This window comes from Streptococcus sp. 2021WUSS109 (assembly GCF_044427305.1).
In the GTDB taxonomy this organism is placed as follows: Bacteria; Bacillota; Bacilli; order Lactobacillales; family Streptococcaceae; genus Streptococcus; species Streptococcus suis.
The window spans coordinates 53,911-76,919 of sequence record NZ_JAOTGF010000011.1; the positions used below are offsets into that span (position 1 = coordinate 53,911).

General features: G+C 40.7%; 41 protein-coding genes. 3 read left to right on the plus strand and 38 right to left on the minus strand.

Going from position 1 to position 23,009, the window contains the following annotated elements; translation table 11 throughout:
• Window positions 1-3: 3 nt before the first annotated feature.
• The 36 genes from ODU37_RS05860 to ODU37_RS06035 form a co-directional block, all read right to left on the minus strand.
• A complete protein-coding gene (locus ODU37_RS05860) occupies window positions 4-591 on the minus strand; it encodes a phage tail protein (RefSeq protein WP_105120779.1) in 588 nt (195 codons plus the stop codon).
• Between the two features lie 15 nt (window positions 592-606).
• Window positions 607-942 (minus strand): hypothetical protein, encoded by a 336-nt coding sequence (locus ODU37_RS05865; RefSeq protein WP_105120780.1) that lies wholly within the window; start codon window positions 940-942, stop codon window positions 607-609.
• Complete coding sequence (locus ODU37_RS05870) at window positions 939-1,178, minus strand: hypothetical protein (protein ID WP_105120781.1); 240 nt, start codon at window positions 1,176-1,178, stop codon at window positions 939-941. The genes ODU37_RS05865 and ODU37_RS05870 overlap by 4 nt, the downstream gene beginning before the upstream one ends.
• Window positions 1,171-1,509, minus strand: a complete 339-nt coding sequence (locus ODU37_RS05875) for a hypothetical protein (protein ID WP_105120782.1) — start codon at window positions 1,507-1,509, stop codon at window positions 1,171-1,173. The genes ODU37_RS05870 and ODU37_RS05875 overlap by 8 nt, the downstream gene beginning before the upstream one ends.
• Window positions 1,496-1,891, minus strand: coding sequence for a phage Gp19/Gp15/Gp42 family protein (locus ODU37_RS05880; protein WP_105183115.1), 396 nt, complete (start codon window positions 1,889-1,891; stop codon window positions 1,496-1,498). The genes ODU37_RS05875 and ODU37_RS05880 overlap by 14 nt, the downstream gene beginning before the upstream one ends.
• 3 nt (window positions 1,892-1,894) lie before the next feature.
• Window positions 1,895-2,119 carry a HeH/LEM domain-containing protein gene (locus tag ODU37_RS05885; protein ID WP_105183116.1) on the minus strand — a complete coding sequence of 75 codons (225 nt, stop codon included), beginning with the start codon at window positions 2,117-2,119 and terminating at the stop codon, window positions 1,895-1,897.
• Window position 2,120: 1 nt separating this feature from the next.
• On the minus strand, window positions 2,121-3,023 hold the full coding sequence (locus ODU37_RS05890) for a phage major capsid protein (RefSeq protein WP_105183117.1): 903 nt from the start codon (window positions 3,021-3,023) through the stop codon (window positions 2,121-2,123).
• Window positions 3,024-3,037: 14 nt separating this feature from the next.
• On the minus strand, window positions 3,038-3,508 hold the full coding sequence (locus tag ODU37_RS05895) for a DUF4355 domain-containing protein (protein ID WP_105183118.1): 471 nt from the start codon (window positions 3,506-3,508) through the stop codon (window positions 3,038-3,040).
• An 80-nt stretch (window positions 3,509-3,588) separates the two neighbouring features.
• Complete coding sequence (locus ODU37_RS05900; protein WP_105183119.1) at window positions 3,589-5,004, minus strand: terminase large subunit; 1,416 nt, start codon at window positions 5,002-5,004, stop codon at window positions 3,589-3,591.
• 135 nt (window positions 5,005-5,139) lie between these two features.
• Window positions 5,140-5,271: a hypothetical protein gene (locus ODU37_RS05905; RefSeq protein ID WP_002937886.1), complete on the minus strand. Its 132-nt coding sequence runs from the start codon at window positions 5,269-5,271 to the stop codon at window positions 5,140-5,142.
• A 59-nt stretch (window positions 5,272-5,330) separates the two neighbouring features.
• Complete coding sequence (locus tag ODU37_RS05910) at window positions 5,331-5,543, minus strand: hypothetical protein (RefSeq protein ID WP_044770765.1); 213 nt, start codon at window positions 5,541-5,543, stop codon at window positions 5,331-5,333.
• Entirely contained in the window at window positions 5,540-6,619 is a 1,080-nt protein-coding gene (locus ODU37_RS05915; RefSeq protein WP_105183120.1) for a hypothetical protein, read from the minus strand. The genes ODU37_RS05910 and ODU37_RS05915 overlap by 4 nt, the downstream gene beginning before the upstream one ends.
• Window positions 6,612-7,877, minus strand: a complete 1,266-nt coding sequence (locus ODU37_RS05920) for a phage portal protein (protein WP_105183121.1) — start codon at window positions 7,875-7,877, stop codon at window positions 6,612-6,614. The genes ODU37_RS05915 and ODU37_RS05920 overlap by 8 nt, the downstream gene beginning before the upstream one ends.
• Complete coding sequence (locus ODU37_RS05925; protein WP_228475492.1) at window positions 7,874-8,236, minus strand: hypothetical protein; 363 nt, start codon at window positions 8,234-8,236, stop codon at window positions 7,874-7,876. The genes ODU37_RS05920 and ODU37_RS05925 overlap by 4 nt, the downstream gene beginning before the upstream one ends.
• Before the next feature lie 88 nt (window positions 8,237-8,324).
• Entirely contained in the window at window positions 8,325-8,672 is a 348-nt protein-coding gene (locus ODU37_RS05930; protein ID WP_105183122.1) for an HNH endonuclease, read from the minus strand.
• A gap of 102 nt (window positions 8,673-8,774) precedes the next feature.
• Window positions 8,775-9,209, minus strand: coding sequence for a DUF1492 domain-containing protein (locus ODU37_RS05935; RefSeq protein WP_023371145.1), 435 nt, complete (start codon window positions 9,207-9,209; stop codon window positions 8,775-8,777).
• Between the two features lie 324 nt (window positions 9,210-9,533).
• Entirely contained in the window at window positions 9,534-9,833 is a 300-nt protein-coding gene (locus tag ODU37_RS05940; RefSeq protein ID WP_105183124.1) for a DUF1372 family protein, read from the minus strand.
• Between the two features lie 132 nt (window positions 9,834-9,965).
• Window positions 9,966-10,142 carry a hypothetical protein gene (locus ODU37_RS05945; RefSeq protein WP_162841340.1) on the minus strand — a complete coding sequence of 59 codons (177 nt, stop codon included), beginning with the start codon at window positions 10,140-10,142 and terminating at the stop codon, window positions 9,966-9,968.
• The gene (locus tag ODU37_RS05950) at window positions 10,142-10,366 is read right to left on the minus strand and encodes a DUF3310 domain-containing protein (protein ID WP_105183125.1); all 225 of its coding nucleotides are present in this window, start codon (window positions 10,364-10,366) and stop codon (window positions 10,142-10,144) included. The genes ODU37_RS05945 and ODU37_RS05950 overlap by 1 nt, the downstream gene beginning before the upstream one ends.
• A 530-nt stretch (window positions 10,367-10,896) precedes the next feature.
• The gene (locus ODU37_RS05955) at window positions 10,897-12,285 is read right to left on the minus strand and encodes a virulence-associated E family protein (protein WP_249562192.1); all 1,389 of its coding nucleotides are present in this window, start codon (window positions 12,283-12,285) and stop codon (window positions 10,897-10,899) included.
• The gene (locus tag ODU37_RS05960) at window positions 12,269-13,096 is read right to left on the minus strand and encodes a bifunctional DNA primase/polymerase (protein ID WP_249562193.1); all 828 of its coding nucleotides are present in this window, start codon (window positions 13,094-13,096) and stop codon (window positions 12,269-12,271) included. The genes ODU37_RS05955 and ODU37_RS05960 overlap by 17 nt, the downstream gene beginning before the upstream one ends.
• A 10-nt stretch (window positions 13,097-13,106) precedes the next feature.
• On the minus strand, window positions 13,107-13,505 hold the full coding sequence (gene ssb / locus ODU37_RS05965) for a single-stranded DNA-binding protein (RefSeq protein ID WP_238709287.1): 399 nt from the start codon (window positions 13,503-13,505) through the stop codon (window positions 13,107-13,109).
• The gene (locus ODU37_RS05970) at window positions 13,502-13,798 is read right to left on the minus strand and encodes a hypothetical protein (protein ID WP_249562194.1); all 297 of its coding nucleotides are present in this window, start codon (window positions 13,796-13,798) and stop codon (window positions 13,502-13,504) included. The genes ssb and ODU37_RS05970 overlap by 4 nt, the downstream gene beginning before the upstream one ends.
• A gap of 94 nt (window positions 13,799-13,892) precedes the next feature.
• The gene (locus ODU37_RS05975) at window positions 13,893-14,591 is read right to left on the minus strand and encodes an ERF family protein (protein ID WP_105183353.1); all 699 of its coding nucleotides are present in this window, start codon (window positions 14,589-14,591) and stop codon (window positions 13,893-13,895) included.
• 9 nt (window positions 14,592-14,600) lie between these two features.
• A complete protein-coding gene (locus ODU37_RS05980) occupies window positions 14,601-14,921 on the minus strand; it encodes a hypothetical protein (RefSeq protein ID WP_249562195.1) in 321 nt (106 codons plus the stop codon).
• Window positions 14,922-14,942: 21 nt separating this feature from the next.
• Window positions 14,943-16,115, minus strand: a complete 1,173-nt coding sequence (locus tag ODU37_RS05985; RefSeq protein ID WP_105183351.1) for a DEAD/DEAH box helicase family protein — start codon at window positions 16,113-16,115, stop codon at window positions 14,943-14,945.
• Entirely contained in the window at window positions 16,084-16,548 is a 465-nt protein-coding gene (locus ODU37_RS05990) for a hypothetical protein (protein ID WP_105183350.1), read from the minus strand. Before ODU37_RS05990 ends, ODU37_RS05985 begins: the two co-directional genes overlap by 32 nt.
• Window positions 16,548-16,910: a hypothetical protein gene (locus ODU37_RS05995; protein WP_238144830.1), complete on the minus strand. Its 363-nt coding sequence runs from the start codon at window positions 16,908-16,910 to the stop codon at window positions 16,548-16,550. The genes ODU37_RS05990 and ODU37_RS05995 overlap by 1 nt, the downstream gene beginning before the upstream one ends.
• Complete coding sequence (locus tag ODU37_RS06000; protein ID WP_105183349.1) at window positions 16,907-17,386, minus strand: siphovirus Gp157 family protein; 480 nt, start codon at window positions 17,384-17,386, stop codon at window positions 16,907-16,909. The genes ODU37_RS05995 and ODU37_RS06000 overlap by 4 nt, the downstream gene beginning before the upstream one ends.
• On the minus strand, window positions 17,379-18,143 hold the full coding sequence (locus ODU37_RS06005; RefSeq protein ID WP_249562196.1) for an HNH endonuclease signature motif containing protein: 765 nt from the start codon (window positions 18,141-18,143) through the stop codon (window positions 17,379-17,381). Before ODU37_RS06005 ends, ODU37_RS06000 begins: the two co-directional genes overlap by 8 nt.
• On the minus strand, window positions 18,115-18,345 hold the full coding sequence (locus ODU37_RS06010; protein WP_249562197.1) for a hypothetical protein: 231 nt from the start codon (window positions 18,343-18,345) through the stop codon (window positions 18,115-18,117). The genes ODU37_RS06005 and ODU37_RS06010 overlap by 29 nt, the downstream gene beginning before the upstream one ends.
• The gene (locus ODU37_RS06015; RefSeq protein WP_074389453.1) at window positions 18,338-18,568 is read right to left on the minus strand and encodes a hypothetical protein; all 231 of its coding nucleotides are present in this window, start codon (window positions 18,566-18,568) and stop codon (window positions 18,338-18,340) included. The genes ODU37_RS06010 and ODU37_RS06015 overlap by 8 nt, the downstream gene beginning before the upstream one ends.
• Complete coding sequence (locus tag ODU37_RS06020; RefSeq protein WP_105183346.1) at window positions 18,561-18,845, minus strand: hypothetical protein; 285 nt, start codon at window positions 18,843-18,845, stop codon at window positions 18,561-18,563. Before ODU37_RS06020 ends, ODU37_RS06015 begins: the two co-directional genes overlap by 8 nt.
• A gap of 1 nt (window position 18,846) precedes the next feature.
• On the minus strand, window positions 18,847-19,158 hold the full coding sequence (locus tag ODU37_RS06025; protein WP_074393857.1) for an excisionase: 312 nt from the start codon (window positions 19,156-19,158) through the stop codon (window positions 18,847-18,849).
• Between the two features lie 16 nt (window positions 19,159-19,174).
• Window positions 19,175-19,519, minus strand: a complete 345-nt coding sequence (locus ODU37_RS06030) for a hypothetical protein (RefSeq protein ID WP_044669126.1) — start codon at window positions 19,517-19,519, stop codon at window positions 19,175-19,177.
• Between the two features lie 228 nt (window positions 19,520-19,747).
• Complete coding sequence (locus ODU37_RS06035; RefSeq protein ID WP_044669123.1) at window positions 19,748-20,098, minus strand: hypothetical protein; 351 nt, start codon at window positions 20,096-20,098, stop codon at window positions 19,748-19,750.
• Window positions 20,099-20,166: 68 nt separating this feature from the next.
• Here ODU37_RS06035 and ODU37_RS06040 point away from each other — a divergent pair, with 68 nt between their 5' ends.
• The gene (locus tag ODU37_RS06040) at window positions 20,167-20,406 is read left to right on the plus strand and encodes a hypothetical protein (RefSeq protein ID WP_105154140.1); all 240 of its coding nucleotides are present in this window, start codon (window positions 20,167-20,169) and stop codon (window positions 20,404-20,406) included.
• On the opposite strand, the gene ODU37_RS06045 is transcribed toward ODU37_RS06040, so the two are convergent.
• Both ODU37_RS06045 and ODU37_RS06050 read right to left on the minus strand, forming a co-directional pair.
• Window positions 20,399-20,665, minus strand: a complete 267-nt coding sequence (locus tag ODU37_RS06045; RefSeq protein WP_044669118.1) for a hypothetical protein — start codon at window positions 20,663-20,665, stop codon at window positions 20,399-20,401. The genes ODU37_RS06040 and ODU37_RS06045 overlap by 8 nt on opposite strands.
• Window positions 20,666-20,709: 44 nt before the next feature.
• On the minus strand, window positions 20,710-20,913 hold the full coding sequence (locus ODU37_RS06050) for a helix-turn-helix transcriptional regulator (protein WP_249562198.1): 204 nt from the start codon (window positions 20,911-20,913) through the stop codon (window positions 20,710-20,712).
• Between the two features lie 59 nt (window positions 20,914-20,972).
• Between ODU37_RS06050 and ODU37_RS06055 the strand changes: the two genes are divergently transcribed.
• Entirely contained in the window at window positions 20,973-21,758 is a 786-nt protein-coding gene (locus ODU37_RS06055) for a hypothetical protein (RefSeq protein WP_249562199.1), read from the plus strand.
• Window positions 21,759-22,136: 378 nt separating this feature from the next.
• Window positions 22,137-22,868, plus strand: coding sequence for an XRE family transcriptional regulator (locus ODU37_RS06060; protein WP_249562200.1), 732 nt, complete (start codon window positions 22,137-22,139; stop codon window positions 22,866-22,868).
• The last annotated feature ends 141 nt before the right edge of the window (window positions 22,869-23,009 follow it).

The following is a 23,009-nucleotide window of genomic DNA, read 5'->3' on the forward strand; positions in this document are numbered from 1 at the left end:
TCCTTAAGATGACGATGGCGAGCTTGTTCCTGTTGACTCGCTAGCTCCCTTAATGTACTCATAGTGTGTATTGCCTTTGCTATCTGGCAGAGCTTGGATAGTTGTTTCATAACCAGCCAAGTCACTGTCGGCGTAGGTAATCTCCCCAACTTCCAGCACCTTAGCATTTGGGATGACAATCCGCTTCTTCGCACCATTTTTCAGCAGCATATCCACTACCAATGGATGCGCAGGCAATTCCTTAGAGTTGACCTCGACTGTGATGCCAGTTGCAAGGTCGCCTGTCACATTTTCAGGACCATAGACCTCTTTCAAGACCTCCACGTTTAAGACTTCAAGCAACGTATAGGTAAATTTGTCTGATTTTCCTGTTTGAGGAGTATCAACCACATCACCGCCCCATGCTTTCAATTCTTCCGATTCACGAGTGTCCTCGTTAGTCAAGCCATCATCTGAAATGTAGCCTAAGTTTTTAAAAGCCGCGTTTAGCTTAGTAGTCGCATTGGTCGGCAAGCTCGTTCCCGTTGGAGCTGAGGAAATCGCCCCAGCAATATCGGGCTTTGCCGATGACACAAGTTTTGCATCTGCCATGTAAATTCTCCTTTTTTAAAAATAAATAAAATCCACTACCGCTTGATAGCGATAGCGTTTGGTTTCCGTATCTGTAAAATTATAGTCCGAGTTCAATTCAACTCTACTGATAGACGGCAATGCCACCATCTTCTCAATCGCTTGTTTGACTTCTTCGTTCAAAAAGGCAGCTTCTTCCAAAGACTGCCCATAAGATTGTATCGCCAAAGTTGCTTGATTCAGATAGTTCTTTTTTCCACCGCTCGTTTTCTCAAAAATCACAAAGCTGTCAGGCATTTTCTCCTGATGTTCCGTATAGACAGGCACAGAAAGATGCTCGGTTAAAAAGTTCAACGTGATGACTTCAATCATGACTTCACCGCCTTTAACAAGGTATTGTGCTTCTTGTTGTCCCGTTTAGCTTGATAGCTATCAGCATAGACCATAGCGTTGGCACGAGTCTTGCCGACAAAAATGTCCGACTCATATCCAGTACCAGCACGATTTCGAATGCCATTTGCCTTGTCAGTCAAAACTGCCTGCATCTCAGGCGATTTCAACAGTTCACGAACACCCGCACGGTTCAGCTTAAATTTCATTCTAGCCATACCGTTCCACCTGCACTTTCTTATTCCATTCAAGCGGGATCAGATGGTCAAGACCTTCCAGCGGTTCACCAACTGTTCGCCATCGTTGGCCGAAAAAGCGAACTTCCTTATTCGTCCAGTTGTGAACATCGCCTTTAGGAATTGCAAGAGTATAGACAACTTTTTTACCAGTCAGATTGATTTGATTGGTAATATCCTCAGTTGATGCAGGCGCAATCAAGACGTTCTCAACCACAATCTCCACATCCGCAGTCTTTGGATGACCAAACGAATCCTTGTCAATGATCTGTTTGTCAATCAAGACAATCGGTATCCCTTTAATCCGTCCCATAAATATCCCTCGCTCCAAAACGTTGCTTTTTCAGACCTAGTCGTTTAATTTCCGAATCTTTGATAAAGAGACCACCACCAGGAACCAGGTAAGACCCTGAGATAGAGTAGCCAAGGGCTGACTCGGAATACTGCGTCATAGGTTCCTGGTCAGTCGAAGTCATAAGAGTACGTGCGACAACATCAATAGTCACAGACTTAACCACTGTTGCGAAATAAGGCTTTGCTTCGACCATCTTGTCGAGGTCCTTACCTACTTTCTCAGCCTCAACCCTAAGAGAGTCGGAGACGACTTTTAAAAGCGCCTCTGCTCTCTTGGTTTCGGCCGGTTTTAGTCCCCGCCACAATGTGGACAAGTCTTCAATTGTAGCGAATGGTTCCATGGATTACTCCTCTTCTGATTTAGCAGCTTCCAGTAATTCCAAGAGCTCTGCTTTTTGTGCTTTCTTGTTGTACTCAATGCCGAGTTCATCAAGTTTTTTCTTAAGCTGTGGAACAGTCAATTTTTCAATAGCTTCTTCAAATTCCGAAGCAAGTACCCAGTTTCCACCTGAAACAACACCATTTGCTTCAATTGTTGCGCCAGTTTTAGTATTCATATACAAAGTCATATTAGCCACCAACTTTCACGATACGTGCAAAGCTATCTGCATCCATGATGCCCCAACCAATGTACGCTTCACAGCGGATATATACTTGGTTATAACCTTTAAGATCGCGTCCAGTATTATCTGGGTCACCGTATTTAATGATTTCCATTGGGACTTCTTTAGCATAACCCCACTTAAACATTGTTTCAAAGTCACCGACAATAGCAACGTCTTTTGGATCAGTCATGCTATAAGATGTTGTACGGTTTTTATCAACTTTCAAACCGTTGATGGTATCTGGCACACCACCCCAAGCTAGGTCAGGATAAAGTTTTCCACCTTCAGCATTTTTTAATTTAGAAAGTGCAGTTGTAAAGATCGGGTCAAGGATTGCTCCTGTGATATCACGTTCTGATCCGTCAACCAGACCCACAGCATCTTCCATGTTTCCATCTGGGTCACCTTCAGTAAAATTGACTGTTTGAGTAACTTTCTTATCAAAGCAGTTATCACCAATGATTGTAGATGCTTGTTTCGTGCGTGGATTGATTCCATGAAAACTCATAATATCGAGACCACGAGCCAGTTTCTTAGCGAACCCGTCCGTAAAATCACTCAGCATATCAATTTTTGCTTCTTCAGAGGCATATAGAAACTCATCTGATACACGAGCCCCATACTCAACTTTTATAGGGACGATAGTTACTGGTTCAAGTGTTACGCCACCATGCGATTTTTTTCCATTTTCTGCAACGATATCAATGTCCGAATCGAAATCAAAAGTAAACTCTTTTTGACCATTAAATGGGATTGGCTTTTGCGGTGATAGCTTAGCGATAGACGAGTGACCTTTTACTTTGCTGATAACTTCTGTGACGAGTTTTTCGTCAAATAGTGTTCCTTTTGACAATTGTGCTTCTGCCATTTTATATTTCTCCTTTAATCTTCAAGTCCTAGGTTCTGAACCATTCCTCTGAATAGTTCACGGTTGTTATTGGCATCTTTTGGAACATTCGGCTCCGTTGATGCCATTGGCGGTGTTGGTTCTGTCGGCTTCATAAAGCTAGCCAAACGTTCGGCATCTGCCTTGATGGCTTCCTCATCATCTCCTGCAAGACGGTCAGCAAGTTCAATCGGTAAGCCATTGGCAACTGCTACACGCAAGCGCAAGTCTTTGCCTTCGTAAGTTTTGATTTGACCTTGCAGCTCTGCAATTTGTTTTTCAAGATCAGATGTACTTGCTTTAGTTGATTCAGCTGCAGATTTCAACACACCGTTTTCTTTTTCAAGTTCTGAGACACGATTTTTCAACTGATCATAATCAGCGTATTTTTCTTTTTGACGCCCTAAGCGTTCACCGATAATGTGATCAAGTTCTTCCTGTGTTTCGATTGGTTTAAATGACATAATTAACGTCCTTTCTCCGCATTTTCCCGTGCGTTCGGTAATTTTTGTCCATTAAAAAAGCACCCATTTTCTGGATGCTACTTTTAATAACTGATTCTTTGCTTTCTTTTAGGCTTCGTCATATAGCAAGCCCAGTGCGCTAGCAAAGCACTATCCATTAAGCTGATGTCTCGGTCATCATAAAGGGACTTGTAACCAAATCCCCCGTTCGAGCCTATATTCCGTTTATCACAATTGGTCACAACATCAGTCAAAGAAGGCTGGTTAGCATGTCTTAGAGTTTCCTGAACAATAGCTTGTTCCCAGACAGAGTTGGCCGTGATGATTTCGTTGACTGTCGGCATGATTGGCTTCCTAAGTTTGAAATCTTTCATTTCGTTTGCTAATAGTGTTTGCCCGTTCGCTCCATCAACCACAACCTTCTCAATGTCTGCGGTTTGCAAAAAGTTGATGATCCACTGCATGCCATTTCGGACAGATTGACAGTCAATCACTTCAGTGAAGATTTTCTTGTCGTCCGTTCGTGCTGCAATAGCCATAGACACATTTGCCCCATCTTGACCATACTTGATACCAACGAATAGTTTTCCTGTTAGCTCTGGCACCGCCTCAACCTCAAGCCTCTTCCACTCATTTTCAGAGATAGCAGATTTTTGGTTAAAGCTTGGCCAGTAACCTAAACGCTGAATATTATGATCAAGTTCGTCATCTCCAATTTCAGCCTTGATTTTACGCTCGGTTAAGTGATAACCAAGAGACGGATTGGTCAAATACCATGAGTCAGTATCGTTGACATCCTTGATGTCTTCGACTGACCACTCAGACCAACCCGAGTATTCGCTTTTGCCAGCTAAAACCTTTGTTCGGTAATTGGTAAAAACAGTTCCTGTTGATACCATGGTTGGTGGTGTTCCACACATAACCGTCATAGGGTTATCACTGTCTGTTACCGTGTATTTCAAAGCTGATTCTTGTTCGGCTGTGTATTCCTGAGCTTCATCTATAATCAGCAAATCAAAACCTTCACCAAGACCGCCATTGGCTGTCCGAGTTCGGTATTGTATCACTGACCCAGTAGATTTAAACTCAATCCGTTCCTGCCCCTTTGCCTTGTTAGAGACAAAGTCAACATCATCCACGTATCCCATGTCCTCCAGAAGTTTTTTTAATGCTTCAAAAGAAGAATGAGACGTGCTGATTCTGTGTGCAGTGTGCAAGATTTTCAATCCATGGTGCAAAGCCCACAACTCAAGCATATAGACGTCTTCTGTCTTACCGTTTCGCCGTGGAATAGCATAGCCGTATTTCTGATGTACCCAAAGGCCTTCGGTATCAATTCCCATGATATGCTCAAGCAAATTGACCTGCCAAGGATAACAGCTGCGACCTGTTTTCTGATAAAGTTCTATAGCCTCATGGGCCAGACTTTCAGCATAATGTAAAGTTACCGATTGAGTTGGACGCTGATTGCCAAGCCTTGTTTTCGTCTTAGTAACCATAGCTTATCCTTTCAATCGTTATTGCCTAGTTTTTAGCCATGCGACAGGGCAAAATAAAAACCGCATGGGATTCTATACGGTTAAGTTATTCGATTAGTGCAGTCTTTCCTGCTTTCAAGATGTCAGGTCACCTCCCTAAAATCTCAGCGTGACATCGATTTTTTTACAGCTAAAACACCAGACCTTGCCAAATAATTCGAGTTGCAACCAACTTTCAGCATAGTAGCGGTCGCCTTCTTTGTATTTGGTAATGTAGTGACGTAACATTCACATCTCCTTTCTTTTTTGCAACAAAAAAGCACCTCTACGGTGCTGAGTATTATTTATTAAGATACTTGTGGCAATACTTCGTCCCAAATATCCACTAAACTTTTTCCATCGAAAACCTTAGCGTCCATTGCTTTGTCAATGCTGTCAAACTGTTGTCCTTTGTTGTCATAACCTACTACACAAATACTCGGTAAAAAGCAAGCTCCTTGGCCATTATAATAAAATTCAAGATCTGCATCCAGGTATTGTTTAATTTCTTCTTTTGTCATAATATATCCCTGCTCTCCTTTCTATCCTTTTGAGATAATACAGTCGGCTTTCCATCACTTAAATAGTTCCCATTTTCGTCGTATTCAATGATGTGTTTATGAGCACCCATTGGATGATATTTAGGTTGTCCATGGTCAGAGGTATCAATACGCATGCCACGGCGACCGTATTCATCAATATAGGTCCGACTAGAAACACCTTTAGTATTGATAACATCAATCACTTCAAATGGTTTTACATCATTCGGTATTCGTCTTTCAACTGTACGGCTAACTTTAACGGTTCCGTCTATATTGTGAGCGTAACGACTGGTATCATAAACAGGTTTTAAATTAAGGCTTTTCCTTACCTCAATTATAGCACTATCAACAGGTTTTACAACCTTTTTAGTCCAGATATTTTGTCTTCTTCCATCACCAGGTTTGTAATTAACAGTACATCTACAATTTTGATGACGACGATAAACATCATGTGGAACGTTTGGATAATCATAACTTCGGGCTAGGCTCTGACACCACTTGCAGCACTTACTGACAGATGTTCTAACTATCTTCGGTCTTAAACCAGCTTTTTCATGAAACTCAGCATTAACTTTGATACTGTCGTCAACAATTGACTGCGTAAAGTTGACAATCGGTTCACCAAGCAACCACTTGACATCTTCAAACTTATCCTCAGAATCTAAACGATTAACAATACCATCAATCCTATCCTGATTAAGTTCAGGAGTTTGAACTTTAAGACCAATATTAGCTTGCTCATTAAGATTTTTCTGTACCTCGCCAGAAAAGTTACTCACAAGCTCAAAATTTTTACCTAGCACGTCATTCAGTAAACGTTGACCGATATTGTAATACATTTTTCCATCTGGCAACTTATCGCCCGTAACGGACGAACCAAGAGCTTCTGCGAGTATGTCACCAAGCTCTATGGCAAAATCATTTGCTGTGGCATAGGTTGCCTTTTTATTTTTAAGTTTGGCAAAAGCAGAGCTAATGATGTCACTTTTTCCATAAGCAACCTCAAACTTATCCTGAACCTCTTTCAGCAAGCTAGGTAGGATATCATCATTCATTTGCTAGCACCTCCGCTACCTTTGGAGTGGCTGACATATCTCCTTCAATCCCGGTCAAATCACGAATGGTTTCGGCGTTGATATAGCCAGGTAAGGCTTGATTAAGTTTGATAGCACCATCGCCAATTAAGGTCAACATATTGGCATCCGCCTCAAAGAGTGGTTCCCACTTGATTTTTGTATTGAGAAACTGCTCTCTAGTGTACTGGTATCTATCCCGTAAACAAACGGCCACATAGGCTACATTTAACAGACCAGATGCGATTGAGCGTTGGGCTTTTCGACCTGCAGCTCTCAAATTCTCATGCGCTGCCTTTATAGCTTCGACCGATGATGGGTTATCTGATGGAAAACCAAGGTCATCCATGGTCAGACCGCTTCCACCGGCAAATAATGATGCATACATTCGCAACTGATCAATAAATGGTGCCATGCTAGCAGTGTTAAACTGACCGACATTAGGACTATCTCCGTCGTCGTCCTTTGTAATTTCAAGGAGACTCGACACTGTCGTTTTCCACTTCTCCATCGGGTCAGCATCTTGACTAGTTCCCAAAACATATTTTTGAGGGAACGAGTAAAACTCTGCTGTCACTTCTGCACGCTCCAGGGTTCGCTTAGCTGCCAACTGATTGTACATGCCTGCCCTAGTAATTCGACTGCGACCAAAGGGACGGACCGCATCAGGTCTGTGAATAATTGGCACTAGTAAAGGTTGACCGGTCGGATTGGAGATACTGTATGGATTTGCACCTTTAGGGTAATACCATGTCACATCTTTGGTAAAATATGCCTCTAATACCGGGTTGTCGTTTTCGTCCGCTTCTAGGATTGCATATCCCTCAGTTAGCAAAAATGTTGTGGTGTCAATGACACCAGTTGCCTTACTGGCTTCAATGACCTGCATTTTAGGCAAACCATCAGGATTTGGGACCAAGTACACAAAACAACAAGATGCAATCAAGGCTGATTGAATAGCCGTGTCAAAAAAGATATCTGGATTGTTAGCTTCAAAGATTTCGGTTGCTTCAAAATCATCATTTGCAAACTCACGGAAAATGATTCTGTCAGCCAAGGCATCCACACTGTGGGCCGTCCATCCCATAACCGAGTTATACATGCTTTTGACGTTGTCAGGGATGATAAAACTTTTGGTATCGTCTCTGTCTGCCATAGCATAGAACCTATAACGTTTCTTAACTCCTAATTGATATAGAGCTAACTTCTTCCGGAGATAACTCATTCCTTTGTAACTCATTTTGATTGCTCCTTAATTTTATTGATCACTTGCTCTTCAAAGTCTGGTTCGTGGACTTCCACACCTTCGACAATGGTCCGACTAGTAAAACCAAACTCAGCTTCATTGGCCAAAATCTTGGTTTTAAAATCTTGATAGTATTTCAGCAAATTTTTCTTTTTTTTACGTTTTTTGGCTGGTTGGTTGTTAGGATTATCTTTTTTAGATTTTTGCTTTTTGAGGTCAGCACGTTTTTGTTTCATCAATTTACGCTGTTTGTCTCTAGCCCCGTCCTTACGGCATTTATCACTGCAATATTTAACCCGTTTTGATTCTGCCGTGAAGCTTCGTCCACAAAAAGCACATGATTTTTTTATCATTTTTGATAACTCCTATACCACTTAATCCTAACGCGAAAAAAAATGTACAGTGACGGCGTGAAGTCCGGCCGAACGAATTGGTGGGGTTCTACCCCCCTTCAGATTTTGCACAGATAAACTTTGACCAATCTTGACTCTGAGGAAGATTTCTATTTCCCACTGTTTTTGGTTCTGCTTTAGAATTATCTGCGAATAACTTATCAGATTTAATTCTATTGCAAGACATGTGAGCCAACTGCAGATTTTCAATCAATGATGGATGACCGCCTTTTGCCAACGGAACCACATGATCGATTACTGCACACATTGGATTTGGATATTTTAATTTCTTATCAACTAACTGACCACATATTCCACAATGTGTTGCAGTCTTAAGTATTCTCTTCTTATTCTTTTCAAAAGCTACTCTATGCGTTCCGCTCTTGTCTGCTCTCATCGTTACCTCAAACAAAAGAGGCACCGCATAATTACAGCACCTCTCAATTTCTTGATGATATAATAATAGCACGATTGTTTGACCAGTGCGCTACAGACTAGTTCACTTTAGTTCACTTTTGTCAATCACAGCACCTAGTTCACGGATTGCATCTTTTTTCTTTTTGTAGAAAGTAGTCTTGCTGCATTGTAAAAACTCAATCATATCATATACGCTAGCTTTCTGAATATACACCATCCTTAGAATTGTTCGACTTGCAGGTTTTGGCATTTTATCAATCAGCCTACTCAATTCAATTCTGCGTTTGATAGCTTCTTCAGTAGCATCCTTCATATACTCTTTCAAGGAATCTTGCATGCTAAAAATATCAATGTAACGTTCATCTAATTGAATTTTCTGACCACCTTGAACCTTATTCACGTTCATTTTAGGACTAGAAAGTAAACTAGCTTCAAGATTAGCAAGCTCATCAATTCGATTCTGTATCTCTTCATCCAAATTTTGTAGTTCATCAAGTAACTCTTTAGCCTTGTTCACTCTCGGTCTCCTTTGTGGTATAATATTGATAGCGTTAAACCACAGCCAGAGCAGAGAGTGCCTTGGCTTTTTTTAGTACTGATTAAGGATCTTTACAACTTTAATTAGCGGTAACGGCACTCTGATTTGTTTTTCTTCGTATGAGAAGAACCTAGGAATTTTGAAAGTAATTAGAGTTTCACTTATTCCTGTTTGAACCATTGTGTCAATGCGATCAACCAAACTACTATCAAAAGCTGTATAACTCAGCATGATAAACCTTGGCATTTCTTTTCTGACAATCTTAGTCTTTCCTGAGTATGGATATCTTATAGGTTTCATTTTCTAGCTACCCCTTCCTTGTAGGTAATCCGGAATATCATCACCGATTTTGATTGTTTCAAACTGACCCTTTGTGACTAAGAATTTGCCGTAGGCACCGATTTCTACATAGTACCTACCGTCAACAATGTCCTTCCTTGTGACTTTTCCGACCATAGTCACGCCCGCATTATCGACTTTATGGATAATAACCATTTCACGTTCTTCCAGTCTTTTCACTTGTTCACGCAATACTTTTACTTCTGTCACTGCTGCAAATAAAGCAATGACCAGACACAGAGTCACCAAAACCAATGGATCCATTTCTTTCACTCAACTTCCTCCATCCTAACGCTGTACAACCGCTGACCTCGATACCTAGCTTCCAGGCCTTCTTTACATTTCAAAGCATCAGCTTCATTTTCGAAGTAATGCGTTTCATCAACTAACATGTGATCAAATAATACTGTTACTGTCCAAGTCATGTACCACTTCCTCCTTCACTACGTATCCTAGTAATAGAGCTGCATTTAGCAGGTTTTGATTATTTGTCAATTCCTGTATTTCTGGATCAAGAATCGATTTCCTCATAATTTCAACAAACTCAGCTTGTCTTCTAGTTAGTTCAACCATTATTTTTTCTCCAAAGTTTCAATCAGCCAGTCAAGATTTTGACGAGCCTTCTTCAAGTCTTCCAGTCCATTCTTGCCGTGCCAACGTAACATGTACTTGATGGCATTCCCCCAATAAAATCCCTCTTCATACTCAGGGCTTGCTGCAAAATTTTTGATGACATCCACAGCTTCAAGTCCGAACCGGCCTTGGTAATGCGACGGCTTTTTGACTGGATCAGTCATATTTCTTTCAATAACAGAGTGAATATCTTCTGAATTGATATAGAATTCATTTTCTGATGTCGCAATTGCAGTATCTAAAATTTCGTCTGAATCATCAAATCCAGTGATTCGTCCTTTAATCAGAACAATATCACCAACAGAGGGTTTATTTTTTGCCATTTTTACTCCTTTTTATTCATTTTTTGTATAAAATCAATATGTACCATATGTACCATCACTTTTTCAAAAACATTTATTATAAAAATCAAGAATCCTATTATACAGGGCTTTATAGCACTTGCTATATTTATTAACTTAAATATTTATAAAATTGATGGTACTGAGGTATATAAACAGCCTACAAACCCAATACTACCAATGGTTTAGGGGTGTACCATCACGCTATAAAATAACAGCATGCAAAAACTGTCCTAAACCCTTGATGAACAAGGCTTCAAGAGGTGTACCATCATTGATGGTACAGTGATGGTACATGATGGTACAGTCGACGTGTTTTGTACCATCATTTTCTGAAAGTGTACCATCAAAATTTATTGAATATTTTTTCTGAAGTATCCTCGAGTCATTTTTCCATTGACTCTTTTTTGTTTGTATTCCCAATCCTGATTGTTGTCCATAATCAGCTTAATCTTCCGAGCTAATTTATCTCCTTTGGCGACATCGATGTCAAAAACATTCTTCAGGATCTGCTTTGATGACACACTTTCTTGCGGCTTAATACCTTCGTAGATAAAGCCGGCATCATTCCGATATACACCATTGTTGAAATAAGCCCATGTGTACTGATGCTGTTGAACTACAGACATGCTATCCCATTCTTCCGGAACTAGCATATCCAAATAATCATAGATTTGATTTTCTGCCTCATCGCGATACGTAAAGCGTTCCTTATAGACTGCCAGCTCGTCTTCGAAGTCTTCATCAAAGGTCAACGTGAAGCCTTTTTTGTAAATTGCAACTGCCTCACCCCACAACTGCAGGACATCATTGTCCGTCATGTCGAATGGCTTGACGAATTGGTTAGATGCATCCACTAAGACTGGCAGGAAACGTCGCTCACCAGTCTTGTCGCCCAGATACTCGACCTTATTGCTGGTCCGAGCAATAACAAAGTTCTTGGGAAACTTTTCAGCACGACGACCATAGGACCTACGGAATGTCAAATCGGTCTTGGTCACAAAAGCCTTGAGTTCATCAAAGGTTGTCTTCCTGCTGGCCACCATCTCGTCGTCATTGACGATCAGGGATTTTAGCATAATCTCGTAGTTATCCTTATCCATGAAATCCTTAGCTGAATCCGTGTACCAGTCAACTGCAATCTTTTGCAGAAATGTTGTCTTACCGGCACCCTGGCCACCGACCAGGTCAAGAGTGTAGTCGAACTTGACCCAGGGATTGAAGACCTTGGACACAGCCCCTACAAAGAACATTTCTGCGATTTTCTGAACATAGATACTGTCTTCAGCGCCAAGCCAGGTCTGGAAGACTTGGTTCAAGCGTTCCTTATGGTCCCAACTATCATAGGCATGTTCCATGTATTCCTGGACAGGATTATAGGTCTTTTCAGCAAAGAATGCCTCAATACCATCTTGCAAAGCCCTGGTCTTGAACACAACCTTGAAATGATTTTCCAGGTAAACGCTGAGATAGGATTCAAATGCGGAGGGCAGCTGACCTTTCCTCATGATGATAGCATCCAATTTGACATCGGCCACAATTTCATGCTCACCAGTAAATTCATTGTGCCGGAGGAAATCATTGAGCTTGTTATCACTCTTCATGGCCAACAGCACATTTCGAGGACTGTCTGAGACAATGGCATCAATTTCAACTTTTTCTCCGTTTTCGTCCAGGACCTTTTTCTTCGTCCTGGTAAATTGTTTGACTGAGATATTTACTACATCACCAATCACTGCCACCTCCCCTCATGTGTTTTTGTATCATACTATCTACCGTCCGACTAAGCTCTCTATCGCTTAGTGGATCAGCAGAATTATTATTCGCAATCCGTGCCAATTCCAAAACACAGTTTGGGTCAACACTTCTGGCCAATAATGTCCCAGCAAACTTGGCTGCCGTATCGTTTCGACTACCTTCCTCACCAAACCCTCCGACAATCATTTCAAAGACCTCCGTGGTCCGATTTCGTTTACCAACACCATTCCGGATTTGATAATAAATGTCATCAAGTTCGCTTCGGTTGTTCTTTTTTAGATACTCCTGCTTAATGGCCATGACTAGCGCTCGACTGGCAGTGACCATGGTCCCGCCTTCTTTTGACTTTTCCAAGTCCCAGGCATATTCCCCTTTTGGTGTTTTTGACGGAGCGACCAAAACATAGTTATTTGGATGTGCTTTGACATCGACACCAGGTAGGAATCCAATCATCTGCGTCATGGAAACATCTGGATGCTTAAAGTAAAAGATATGCTTGCCACCGCTGGCAGTCTTCGCCTGCAGTGTCGGGGTAATCAAGTTGAGATGTTCCCAGTTGGCCAGACTCTCGTATCCATTATGTTTGCCGTGCAGATCGATATCAATTACAAAGAATTTGTCAGTCCGGACAGCAATATTACTATCCGGATACTGACTCCAAAAATCTTCAATTTCCTGTGCGGTCATTGCTGGTTTATCAGCAAATTTTATCATTGGTTGCTTGTTAGAAGGGCTTATAGGAATGACCGAAAAGCCCTTTTTTTGATAAGCCAAAGCCGCTTTCTTCATCCCCATCTAGCACCTCCTAGAACGGCAAATCTTCGTCTTGGATATCCATAGGACTTGAATTTCCAAATGATCCATCTTGAGAATTCGACTGTTGTCCACGGCTTTCCAAGAGTTGGAAACTTTCTGCAACTACCTCAGTAACGTAGACACGTTGCCCTTGTTGGTTATCATAGCTACGAGTCTGAATGCGACCTGTGATTCCAACCAAAGCACCTTTTTTAGCCCAGTTAGCTAAATTCTCAGCCTGCTGACGCCAAATGACTACGTTGATAAAGTCCGCTTCACGCTCACCGTTTTGATTTTTAAAATTGCGGTTAACTGCTAGAGTAAAAGTCGCAACAGCCTGGTTAGACGGAGTATAGCGAAGTTCTGCATCACGAGTCATGCGACCCACTAGTACTACATTGTTAATCATAATTTTTCCACCTTCAAGGCCTTTCTCACCAATTCGTAATCAATCATTGTAAAACTTCCCGGCCCATTTCTTTTTAATGGCTGAATGATTTTCTTAACGATTTCTTTCAATGTCATTTCAAAGATTCTCGACCAATAGTAATCTTTTTTCGTGTAATTATAAACGACATCAATCTCACCGCCTTTATAACACACGCCCCAAACTTCACCTTTATGTTTGTAAATCAAGATTTCGTCATAGATATCACCTTGAATTACAATTGGACGTTTTCGTCCGAGTTCTGTATATCCCATTACTCGCTTCCTTTCTTGTTACGCTCACCGAGCAGATAGCCAAGGAATAACCAAAGTACAGCCATTCCAAATTCTTTCAAAGTTTCAATTATCATCATTCAATCCCTTTCGCTATCTTAGTTTTTACAATCAGATCCTGTGCTTCTTTCAAACGGTCAGCTGGAATACTTTCGATTTTATCCACACCAAGTTGGCCAATGAACCATACGCCAACCGTATTAACCGGACCGCCTGAAGCCTCCGCAATATTCTTGATGTCTTCACGTAGCTTCTTCGCTTGGGCTCCTGTGATGTACTTAACACTGCCAGATGCTTTCTGATTCTGTTTTGGATTTGATGCAGGCTTACTTTGCGCTGATTTCTGAGCTTGTGCTTGCTTACCAGTTTGGTTCGCATATTCGTCCGTATCAGGGTCCTTGTTATCATCAATGGCAAACAACCCGTTAAGAGCATATTTTCGAGCGTAACTGGATGCGGTTCCTGTAATCTGACTGCCATCCATGCCTTTCTTTGTATCTTCTTCCCTTGCTGACGCTTGGGCACTGATTGAACTGCCACATGCAAATAATGTTACTGTAGCACGAACATAGTAGCGGTCCCCAATCTGTTCGATATCGTCATTTAATACCAGGGAGGCATCATGCTTTTTGAGTAAAGGCTTTAGTGCCTCCAAAATATCCTCTGCACTACGATAGTTATATTTTCCGAAAGAATTGTACTGTCCTTTCGGTGCAACCAGCTCTGTCTGAATACTGCACAGGGTTGCAAATATTGGTGATTCTTTTACTGTCATGTATTCTCCTTAAAATTGTTTGATTGCTTCCATCAAATCATCAAATAAATTTGATTCTTTGGGAATAATTTTAGAAACCTCTTCTCCATTAGGATAAGTAAGTGTATACTCAGCATCTACCAAGATGATTTCACAATCATGAATTTTCGCTAGAGCTTTAATTTCGGATTTTTGTTTCAAATAATGCTTGTATGGAAGTGATAGGGCACCACGGATTTCTTCTACAAAACCTGCTTTCGTTGCAAGTGAATGGGGATTATTTTTGATTTCTGACATAAAATAGCCCTTTTCTTTCTCACGCAATACGATTAACTTGTTTGAAATTTTCATTTTTTTGCTCCTTTTATTTTTTTAAAAATAAAATTCTACGACCCTAACGTCGTGCTGCTGACGGCTACCAGTAATCCGCCAAAGAAGTTGCCGATAGTCGTCATAATCTCCGTCACTAGGCTGGGACGGATCCAGAACTACAATTGTTTTAAATCGGTGCTGGAGCCCATCGACCCCAACTCCTAATACTTGGCTAGTAGCGACCATGTTGGTCCTATCATGCCCTTCTTTCTTATCGCCAGTCCAAATACCGATTTCAGGGTGCCGTTCATAGATAACCTCAACGATTTGCTTGGACTTGCTGACAATTAACATTTCTGACTGTTTGGCCAAGAGGAGGTCTAATTGAAGTAACATTGGGGTATCTGCATTGACCGCTTTAAGCTTCGGAAAATCAACTTCAAATCCTGTCTGAGTCAAATACCGTTCGAAAGTCTTGCGACCAAATGATTGCTTGGCCATGGCATACTTACCATTCTTTCCGACAATGTTCAACCGTCGCAGTTGGTCAAGTTCTTCTGGATTTGCTGGCAGGCACCACATTGGCTCAAAGATGACTTCAAATCCATTGTTCTCCTCTGCTCCCTCGATCTCCTCAATCTCTTCCCAACGGAAGAAATTCGGCAACCCTGACACATAACTTTCATAGTCACGGAAGTCTTCCCACTTTTCCTTTGAGTAACTGAAACGGTCATACTTCATCTTGCCGTGCTGTTTCTGCCAATCAAATTTATTGTTTGGCTCCGCCTGGCCAAAGATTGTTTTTTCTAGCGGATAGAAGTTTTGACCTTTTTTCCTGATTGGCGTTGCGGACAGCCCTATTGAGTATCCACGTCGGATTTTTTTGTAAGCTTTATAGTTAGCCTCGCTGGACATATTCTGCCACTCGTCAACGATTAAGACATCAAACTCCAGGACATCGCCGCTTGCTACGATATTCTGCATTCGCTTGTCTGTCATAGCTTCCAGCTGGAAGTCTTGTAAGTAGAGTTTGTTGTGAGTGTCAATCCAGCCATTCAGGATTGACAGCCGATTGTTCAGAACCAAGACCTTCTTGGCACCCTTGTGCTTGGCAATCTCAAAGGCACAGATAGTTTTCCCACGACCGCCAAGACCTTCCAGAAAAATACCAGGACAATCGCGGTCACTCCGTTTCACGGCCTCAGCTTGCCATTTGCGTAATTCGATTTCCAATGTCTTGAATAACCTCCTCGATGTCTTTTCTCTGTGCCCAGAATAATGCCAAACGAGCAGCAGCCCTCACATCCTGATGATGTGATTTGTCAAAAGTCCAAAGACCAAGCATCCTAAGTAACTGATCAGGAATATCTGACACATAGCCAGCGTTGCGAACGAGTTCCACGTTGGGAAAGCACGCTTGAACAGCTTCCACGGTCTCAGCGACTGAGTTATCTCGAGAATAATCATTGTCACGTACCTGGTATTCTTCTACAATGGCAACATCGTATTCCAGGTCACGACCAACTTCACGAAACCACTTGCTAAAATTCCTGGCACCGAACGGAACGATCCAATAGCTCACTAGACCTGCATTATCTAGCAAGACTATTCCTGTTGTGGATGTCTCAATTCGGTTGCTTGATGGGTCAATCGCAAGTATTTTCATCAAACACCAACCTTCTCTGTCAACACACCTTCAAATAATGCAGTATTGAACCAATTTTGTTTATTCGCTTTCGCAAATGCAAATAGGGTTCTTATTTCTTTGGATTGTTTTTCAAAATTCTTAAGATCATCTTCGTCCTCGAAGATCGGTTTATCCTTGTACTTAGCCACAGTCACCAATTTATATTCTGGAGTAAATACCGGTTGCTCATTCCCTTGGTCCAGATTTGTTTCATCAATTTTTACAAATCGAATTGCGACATCAAATTGAAAACCTTCCGTCGTCAATACATCTACCGACTGTGGGCCGATAACAACTGCTAAGGATTCTGTAATCCTAGTTTTATTCATCAATTCCATCATCTAATCCTCAAACTTCTACTTTCTTTCAACACTGCACCCTTGACCTTCTTACCAGCTTTCAGTGACTCTTTGATAGCTGTCTTGTCAGGTTTCAATGTTTGAATAAAATATTTCTTAGGCAGCAGATCTTCATCTACAACCACAGATGGTTGATTGTTGGCCAAGCTCACGGTAAATAGCAAAGTCTTAACTTTTTCATGTCCAGTGATTTCAAATGCACCTTGTAGCCCTGTTTTGAGTCGTGTGATGTCATTTTCAATAGATTTTTTTCGTTTGGTTAAGCGGTCGATTTCTTCTTTGAGTTGATCCACATCTGCTTCTTTGTTCTTGATGACCTTGACGGTGTTTTCAACCTTTTCTTCAAATTGTTCCGTCCAGTCAATAGACTCAAGCGTATCCAGTTTGGTTTCTTCATCAATACCTTCCATTTCTGCAATCTGCTTAAAGATTCCAGTTAGTTCATAAATATTAGCCATTTCTTCTCACCTCAATAATTTTATTTTTTAGCTTCGTATAACCAATACCAACTTTTGTTAAGTCTGCATCGGACGCGAATAAACCATCTTGGTTCATCCTCGCAACTTCATTCTTAGATAAACAAGCCAGATTTGAAATATCCCAGTTGGTCTTGTCACCATTCAAAAACACAACAGAATGACCGCTTGGAATTGGTCCATTGTGTTTTTCCCATTCAGCACGTTGGCAATATTCCCAAACATTGGGTTCTGCGATTTTGCGCTTCGGATAACCGTCTGTGGTATATCGAATCGTTCCAACAGGTACCCAGTTTGGAGGCTTGTTCCCTTTTTGAAATTGACCGCTGTTTGGTGGCATATTAGGATACTTCTTACCCTTGTTGTGCGGAAAATGTCCTTTTTCAAAGTGACCTGTCAACCCACTGTATAAATTATTATTATTACGGTAACTTTTAATTTGTTGGCCAGTTAGGGTTAGACCGAATTTCTTATTCATTTCCTCGGCGAAGATATGAGCCATCTTTCCTTGATGATTCTTCAAGAAATATTGATGCTGCTCGTAAGTCAGTAGCTTCCCTTGAAACACTTTTCCGACTGGCAATCCTAGCCGTTTTCTGACACCTGCAATTTGTGACTTTGTATAACTGGTTCCGAACTTTGCATTTAACATTTCGGTAACTTCTGGTGTTAATCGGCCAGGACAAATCTCATGCATATAAACAGTATATTCATCCTTCCAGCAAAGCGATTGGGGCATGTTCAACACCAGCTTCCTGTTTTAATTTTTCAGCTTCAATAGCCAATTTGCCAATCGACACTATTTGACCAGCAACGGAAACCATGGCTTTGGACCGTTCGATTTCGATTTTCAGCTCATTTTCTGAGAGTTCCCTATCATCCAAAGATTCCAATTGAGCGAATAAGGTATCGGCTAGATTTGACATTTTATTTCTAACCATAGGCACCTCCTAAAATTTCTTCTTTTTCTGCGATACGTTGTAGACGTGCATTTTCATCAACCAACTGTTGATTGACTCTTCTGTATTCGCAATTTTCTTTATCAAGATCATTTACCATGCCACGAAGAATGGCATTTTCACGCTCAAGTCGATCAATTGTCTTAGTTGGTAGGTCAATGCCATAGCTGTCAACTTGATTTGTTCTAAACAACTTACTAAGCATGTCTGCCCCACTTTCTAGGCGTCCGAGTTGGTACCTCATCAGTAAATTTGATTGGTTCCCAGCTTGCAAGTGACTGTTTAACACGGTTCTTCCAGGCTTGTCTATCTGCTTCAACTGCACGTTCACAAGCCAGAGCTGTCAGTTGCTCTCTAAGTAATTCCGCTTCACGTTCCTTACGTTGCTTTTCCGCATTCCTGTAATCAATCGCTGCAACCACTACGCACGGAATGGCAAATACTGCACATGCTCCTATGGCTGTAAAAATAGATTCTGTCATTCTACGCTCCTAACTGTTTTTCTCGTTTGATATTTTCAAGCATTTCTGCCAGCGTTTCTTTTTTCGGTCTGAATCGATTGCGACTTTTCCACTTGATAAACAATCGAAAACCTTCGTAGTTAATAAAGACAATTCTGTGAGTTGGATTTTCAATGTATTGTCTGAAGTCCGGATGCTCTCGCATTTCCGCTGCCCAAACTTTAGCCGTTCCGACGGTCAAACCTTCCCATCTCTGACAAAGGTGTGCATAGTCACCAGCTTCTGCCTTTTCAGACTGCTTAGCTGGTCTGTAAACTAATTCAGCTTTTGGCATAGTATTTTCCTCCTTGTTAAATTTCAGAAAGCAGTTGATTGATGACCTTAGCATTCAAACGGATCTGATTGCTGTCAGTTTCAACCTTGTTAGCATCCAGCAACTGCTCAACTAAAGCTTGCCTGATTTCCTGTTTCCAGGCCAATAGGTCTGCTGCCTTCATTTTCGCATCCGTTAACAAAGAGTAATCAAATGTACCGTCTATATTGGCTATGGCATTTCCACGTTCAATATCACGCTTCAAATTGATATTGATACTACGTTTATCCAATCCAGCAGACGCTAAGTTTTCGACTGCATCATCTACCGTCGCATTTGGGTTGTCAATAAAATATTTTCTGACCGTTTCAGCTTTGGTCATAGCAATTCATCCCTTTCTGTGTTATAATTTTGTTAGATATTTTGGTAAGCTCCTGACTTTGTCAAGGGGCTTTTTTTGTTACCTCCTGTGCTATAATAAAGCCGAAAGGAGGTGATTTCATGACTAAGTCTGATTTAGAACCATTTCTTAACAGTTTATCGAGTGGCGATTCCAAAGCACTTTTGTTTCACACTGCTAACGGTACTTATATCACCACTGAAGTAAACTTTAGTGACGGCGATACGGTCGTCTTTTCCTACGAACAGGGCTTTGCTTCTCTGGAATGTGACGACATTCAGAAAGTGACTGCTCTAAAGTTCTTGGAAAGTCACTCACTAGACACATAAGGATTTGTTTTTGAGTTCCTGTCGGTTTAACGAACTCATTAAAAATCTCGGTCTTTGCTAGATGAGGTACAATTGTTATTGCCTCATCCTTTGGAAGATAACCTGCTCGATTGAGTAGGTTTTTTAATACCCAATAAGGCATTTTAACTTCTAGGTTATTCATTCTATGACGCTTTTCAAATAATTCCGTCAATTCTGGAATACCTAAGAACAATTCAGTATTTTCGCTCATAGCTTCCTCTTTTCTAAAATGGTTACCCCTCTCCTTGTGCTATAATAAAGCTGAAAGGAGGTGATTATATGAAACGTTACATCATTGAGATGTTGCATAGGTACAACGAAGTCACTGTTTTCTTTGCTGATGGAACTAGCGAAGTATATGGCCAAGATAACTTAGATAGTGATTACGATGTTTACGACAGCAATCTCATTGAGTTACGACGCCAACGTATGCACGATAACGATGGGAACTACTACTACGACCTCATCGATCTACGCCACGTTGTTCGTGTCAGTGTTCTTCAGAAACCAACTAGCTAAATTTTTCTAGAGGTTTCACCGTTTCAATCAACTCTGCGACCGCTTTGATAGTTGCAGGGTCTTTTTTATCTGCTTCATTCAGGACGCCAGTGAAAAAATCCATTACACTTTCTCTGAAATCCTGCTGAGTTTTACGAAGACGAAGATTAATTTCTTCATGTTCTGTTTGCCATTTTTTTTCGATAGCAAGCCATTCTTGTCGCTCTTGTTCGCTCATTTTTTCGAACATAACATCACGTCTTGATCCAAGTGGTTTCATTTTTGTTTTTCCTCTCTAGTTTGGTTGGTTTTGTGTCATCACGTTTAAACCGTGATTGAGCCTAAAAATTTAATGTCATCATAATTGACATTGAACGCTTTTTCTATTTCAATAATTTTTTGGACATCTGGAAATGTTTTTTGATTTTCCCAATTTGCCCATGTGTCAGCAGTAACACCTACCAGCTGACCAGCTTGTTTTTGCGTAAGATTATCCCTGGCACGCAACATTTTTAGTGTCCATTGCAATACCCCTCACCCCTTTCTAAATTTGGTATAATATTTGTAAAAAATGATTGGAGAAAGTAATGTCCAGATATTCTGATTACAAGAAAGCACAGAAAACTTTCAAAGCAATTGAAGAAAACCCCGAGCGGTACTTAATTATTCACTATTCTTGTGAAAGTTTCTATAACTTAGGAGGACGTAGTCCTAAAATTGCTTCAATAGCAGTTCGTCAATTTAACAATGCACAAACCAATAATTTTTCGATTCATCAATACGCTGAAATTCTCAATTTACCTATTACAGAAGAAACCTATAAAGATATAGAAACTCAACTTCTAAAAGATTTCTATGATTTTGTGGACAAAAAGAGTGAAAAATTTTGGGTACATTGGAATATGAGAGACACAGTCTTCGGATTCCATGCTCTTGAACATCGTTTTCGAGTCCTTGGAGGGACACCAAAAATCATTGACGATGAGAAAAAAGTTGACTTAGCCTATTTATTCAAATTACAGTTCGGAGGAGGATATATCGGAAATCCTCACATCGAAAAATTAATTGAACGAAATGATCTTAAACCAAAACGTTTTTTATCTGGCAAAGACGAAGCTGATGCTTTCGATAATGCAAAATACAACGAACTTAGTATGTCCACATCAAGCAAGGTTAATTTGTTCTCGACCTTCATTACCTTGATTATTGATGAAAAGCTCAAGACAGACATCCCTGATTGGAAAGTACGAGGCACTAACCTTTTAGGCATATGGTCTACTTTACAATCAACCGCTATCGGACAGATAGTCATTTGGGTTATCAACCTTGTAATCGGTGGAGTAGTCGGCGCAATCGTTGCAAAATATTTTTAATAAACGACCTTTCCTTAGAAATAAGTTTATTCCGAGAAGTCAATATCTCATCCCAAACATCGCCAATGGTTAATTCCTGAATATCATCAAACCAATCTTTTTCCAAATAGTATGTTTTATGATTTTTTAACATGTAACAATAGACGCTGTGAAAATGATTGATTCGTTCTTCTAATTCTTCCGTCTTTTGTTTCATTTGTCCTCCTTTCCGCCCTTATGGGCTTTTTATTCGGTCATTTCCCTGACCTTGATTATAGTTTATCACGGTTTTTCCGTGTTGTCAACAACTTTTTTTGTTTTTTCCGTGATTTTTTTGTTTTTTCTTGATTTTATCACGGAAAAATCGTAAAATTATCCTAAGAAAGCGAGGATAACCTTATGTCATTAGGAAATAAAGAGGTTATGTCAAATAATCTAAAATACTATATGGACAAAAAAGGGGTTGATAGAAACCAACTCTGTTCTGATTTAGATTTGAAATATATGACCGTTTCTGATTGGATAAACGCTAAAACCTATCCCAGAATCGATAAAATCGAATTACTTGCAAATTATTTTGGGATTAACAAATCGGATTTGATTGAAGAAAAATCCACAATCCCTTCTACCACCCCTCAAACCGTTTCTGACGACGTTTTAAGGTTGGATAGGGATTTACATTCCAACAATCACAAAAGCTGGATACGGTACGGAAATACGCTTCTAGATAAACAAAATACAGTAAACGAACCTCACGCAGTCTACCACACCTACAACTATTACGACCAACCCGCTTCCGCTGGCACAGGTCAATATCTGAATGACGTAAAAGTCGAAACAATCGAATTACCTATTGAAGTGGACGCCGACTTCGTTGTCCCTATCTACGGAGACTCCATGGAACCAGAATACCACTCAGGCGATTATATATTCGTCAAACTATCCGTAGACCTATCTGACGGCGACATCGGAGTATTTGCCTATAACGGCGACGCCTACATCAAACAACTCCGCATCACAGACCAAGGTGCCTATCTTCACAGCCTTAACCCAGATTATGACAACATCCCAATCACAGCAGACACCGATTTCCGAACCATTGGTGAAGTGGTGGATATTTATAGGGGATAGGAGGAAACATGGAACAAGATGAATATCTAAATTCTAGACTTGATAATCAAATTTCATGGTACGATAAGAAAAGCCAACACCATCAAAAATGGTATAAATGTTTGAAGTATATCGAACTTTTTCTCGGGTTTATGATTCCAA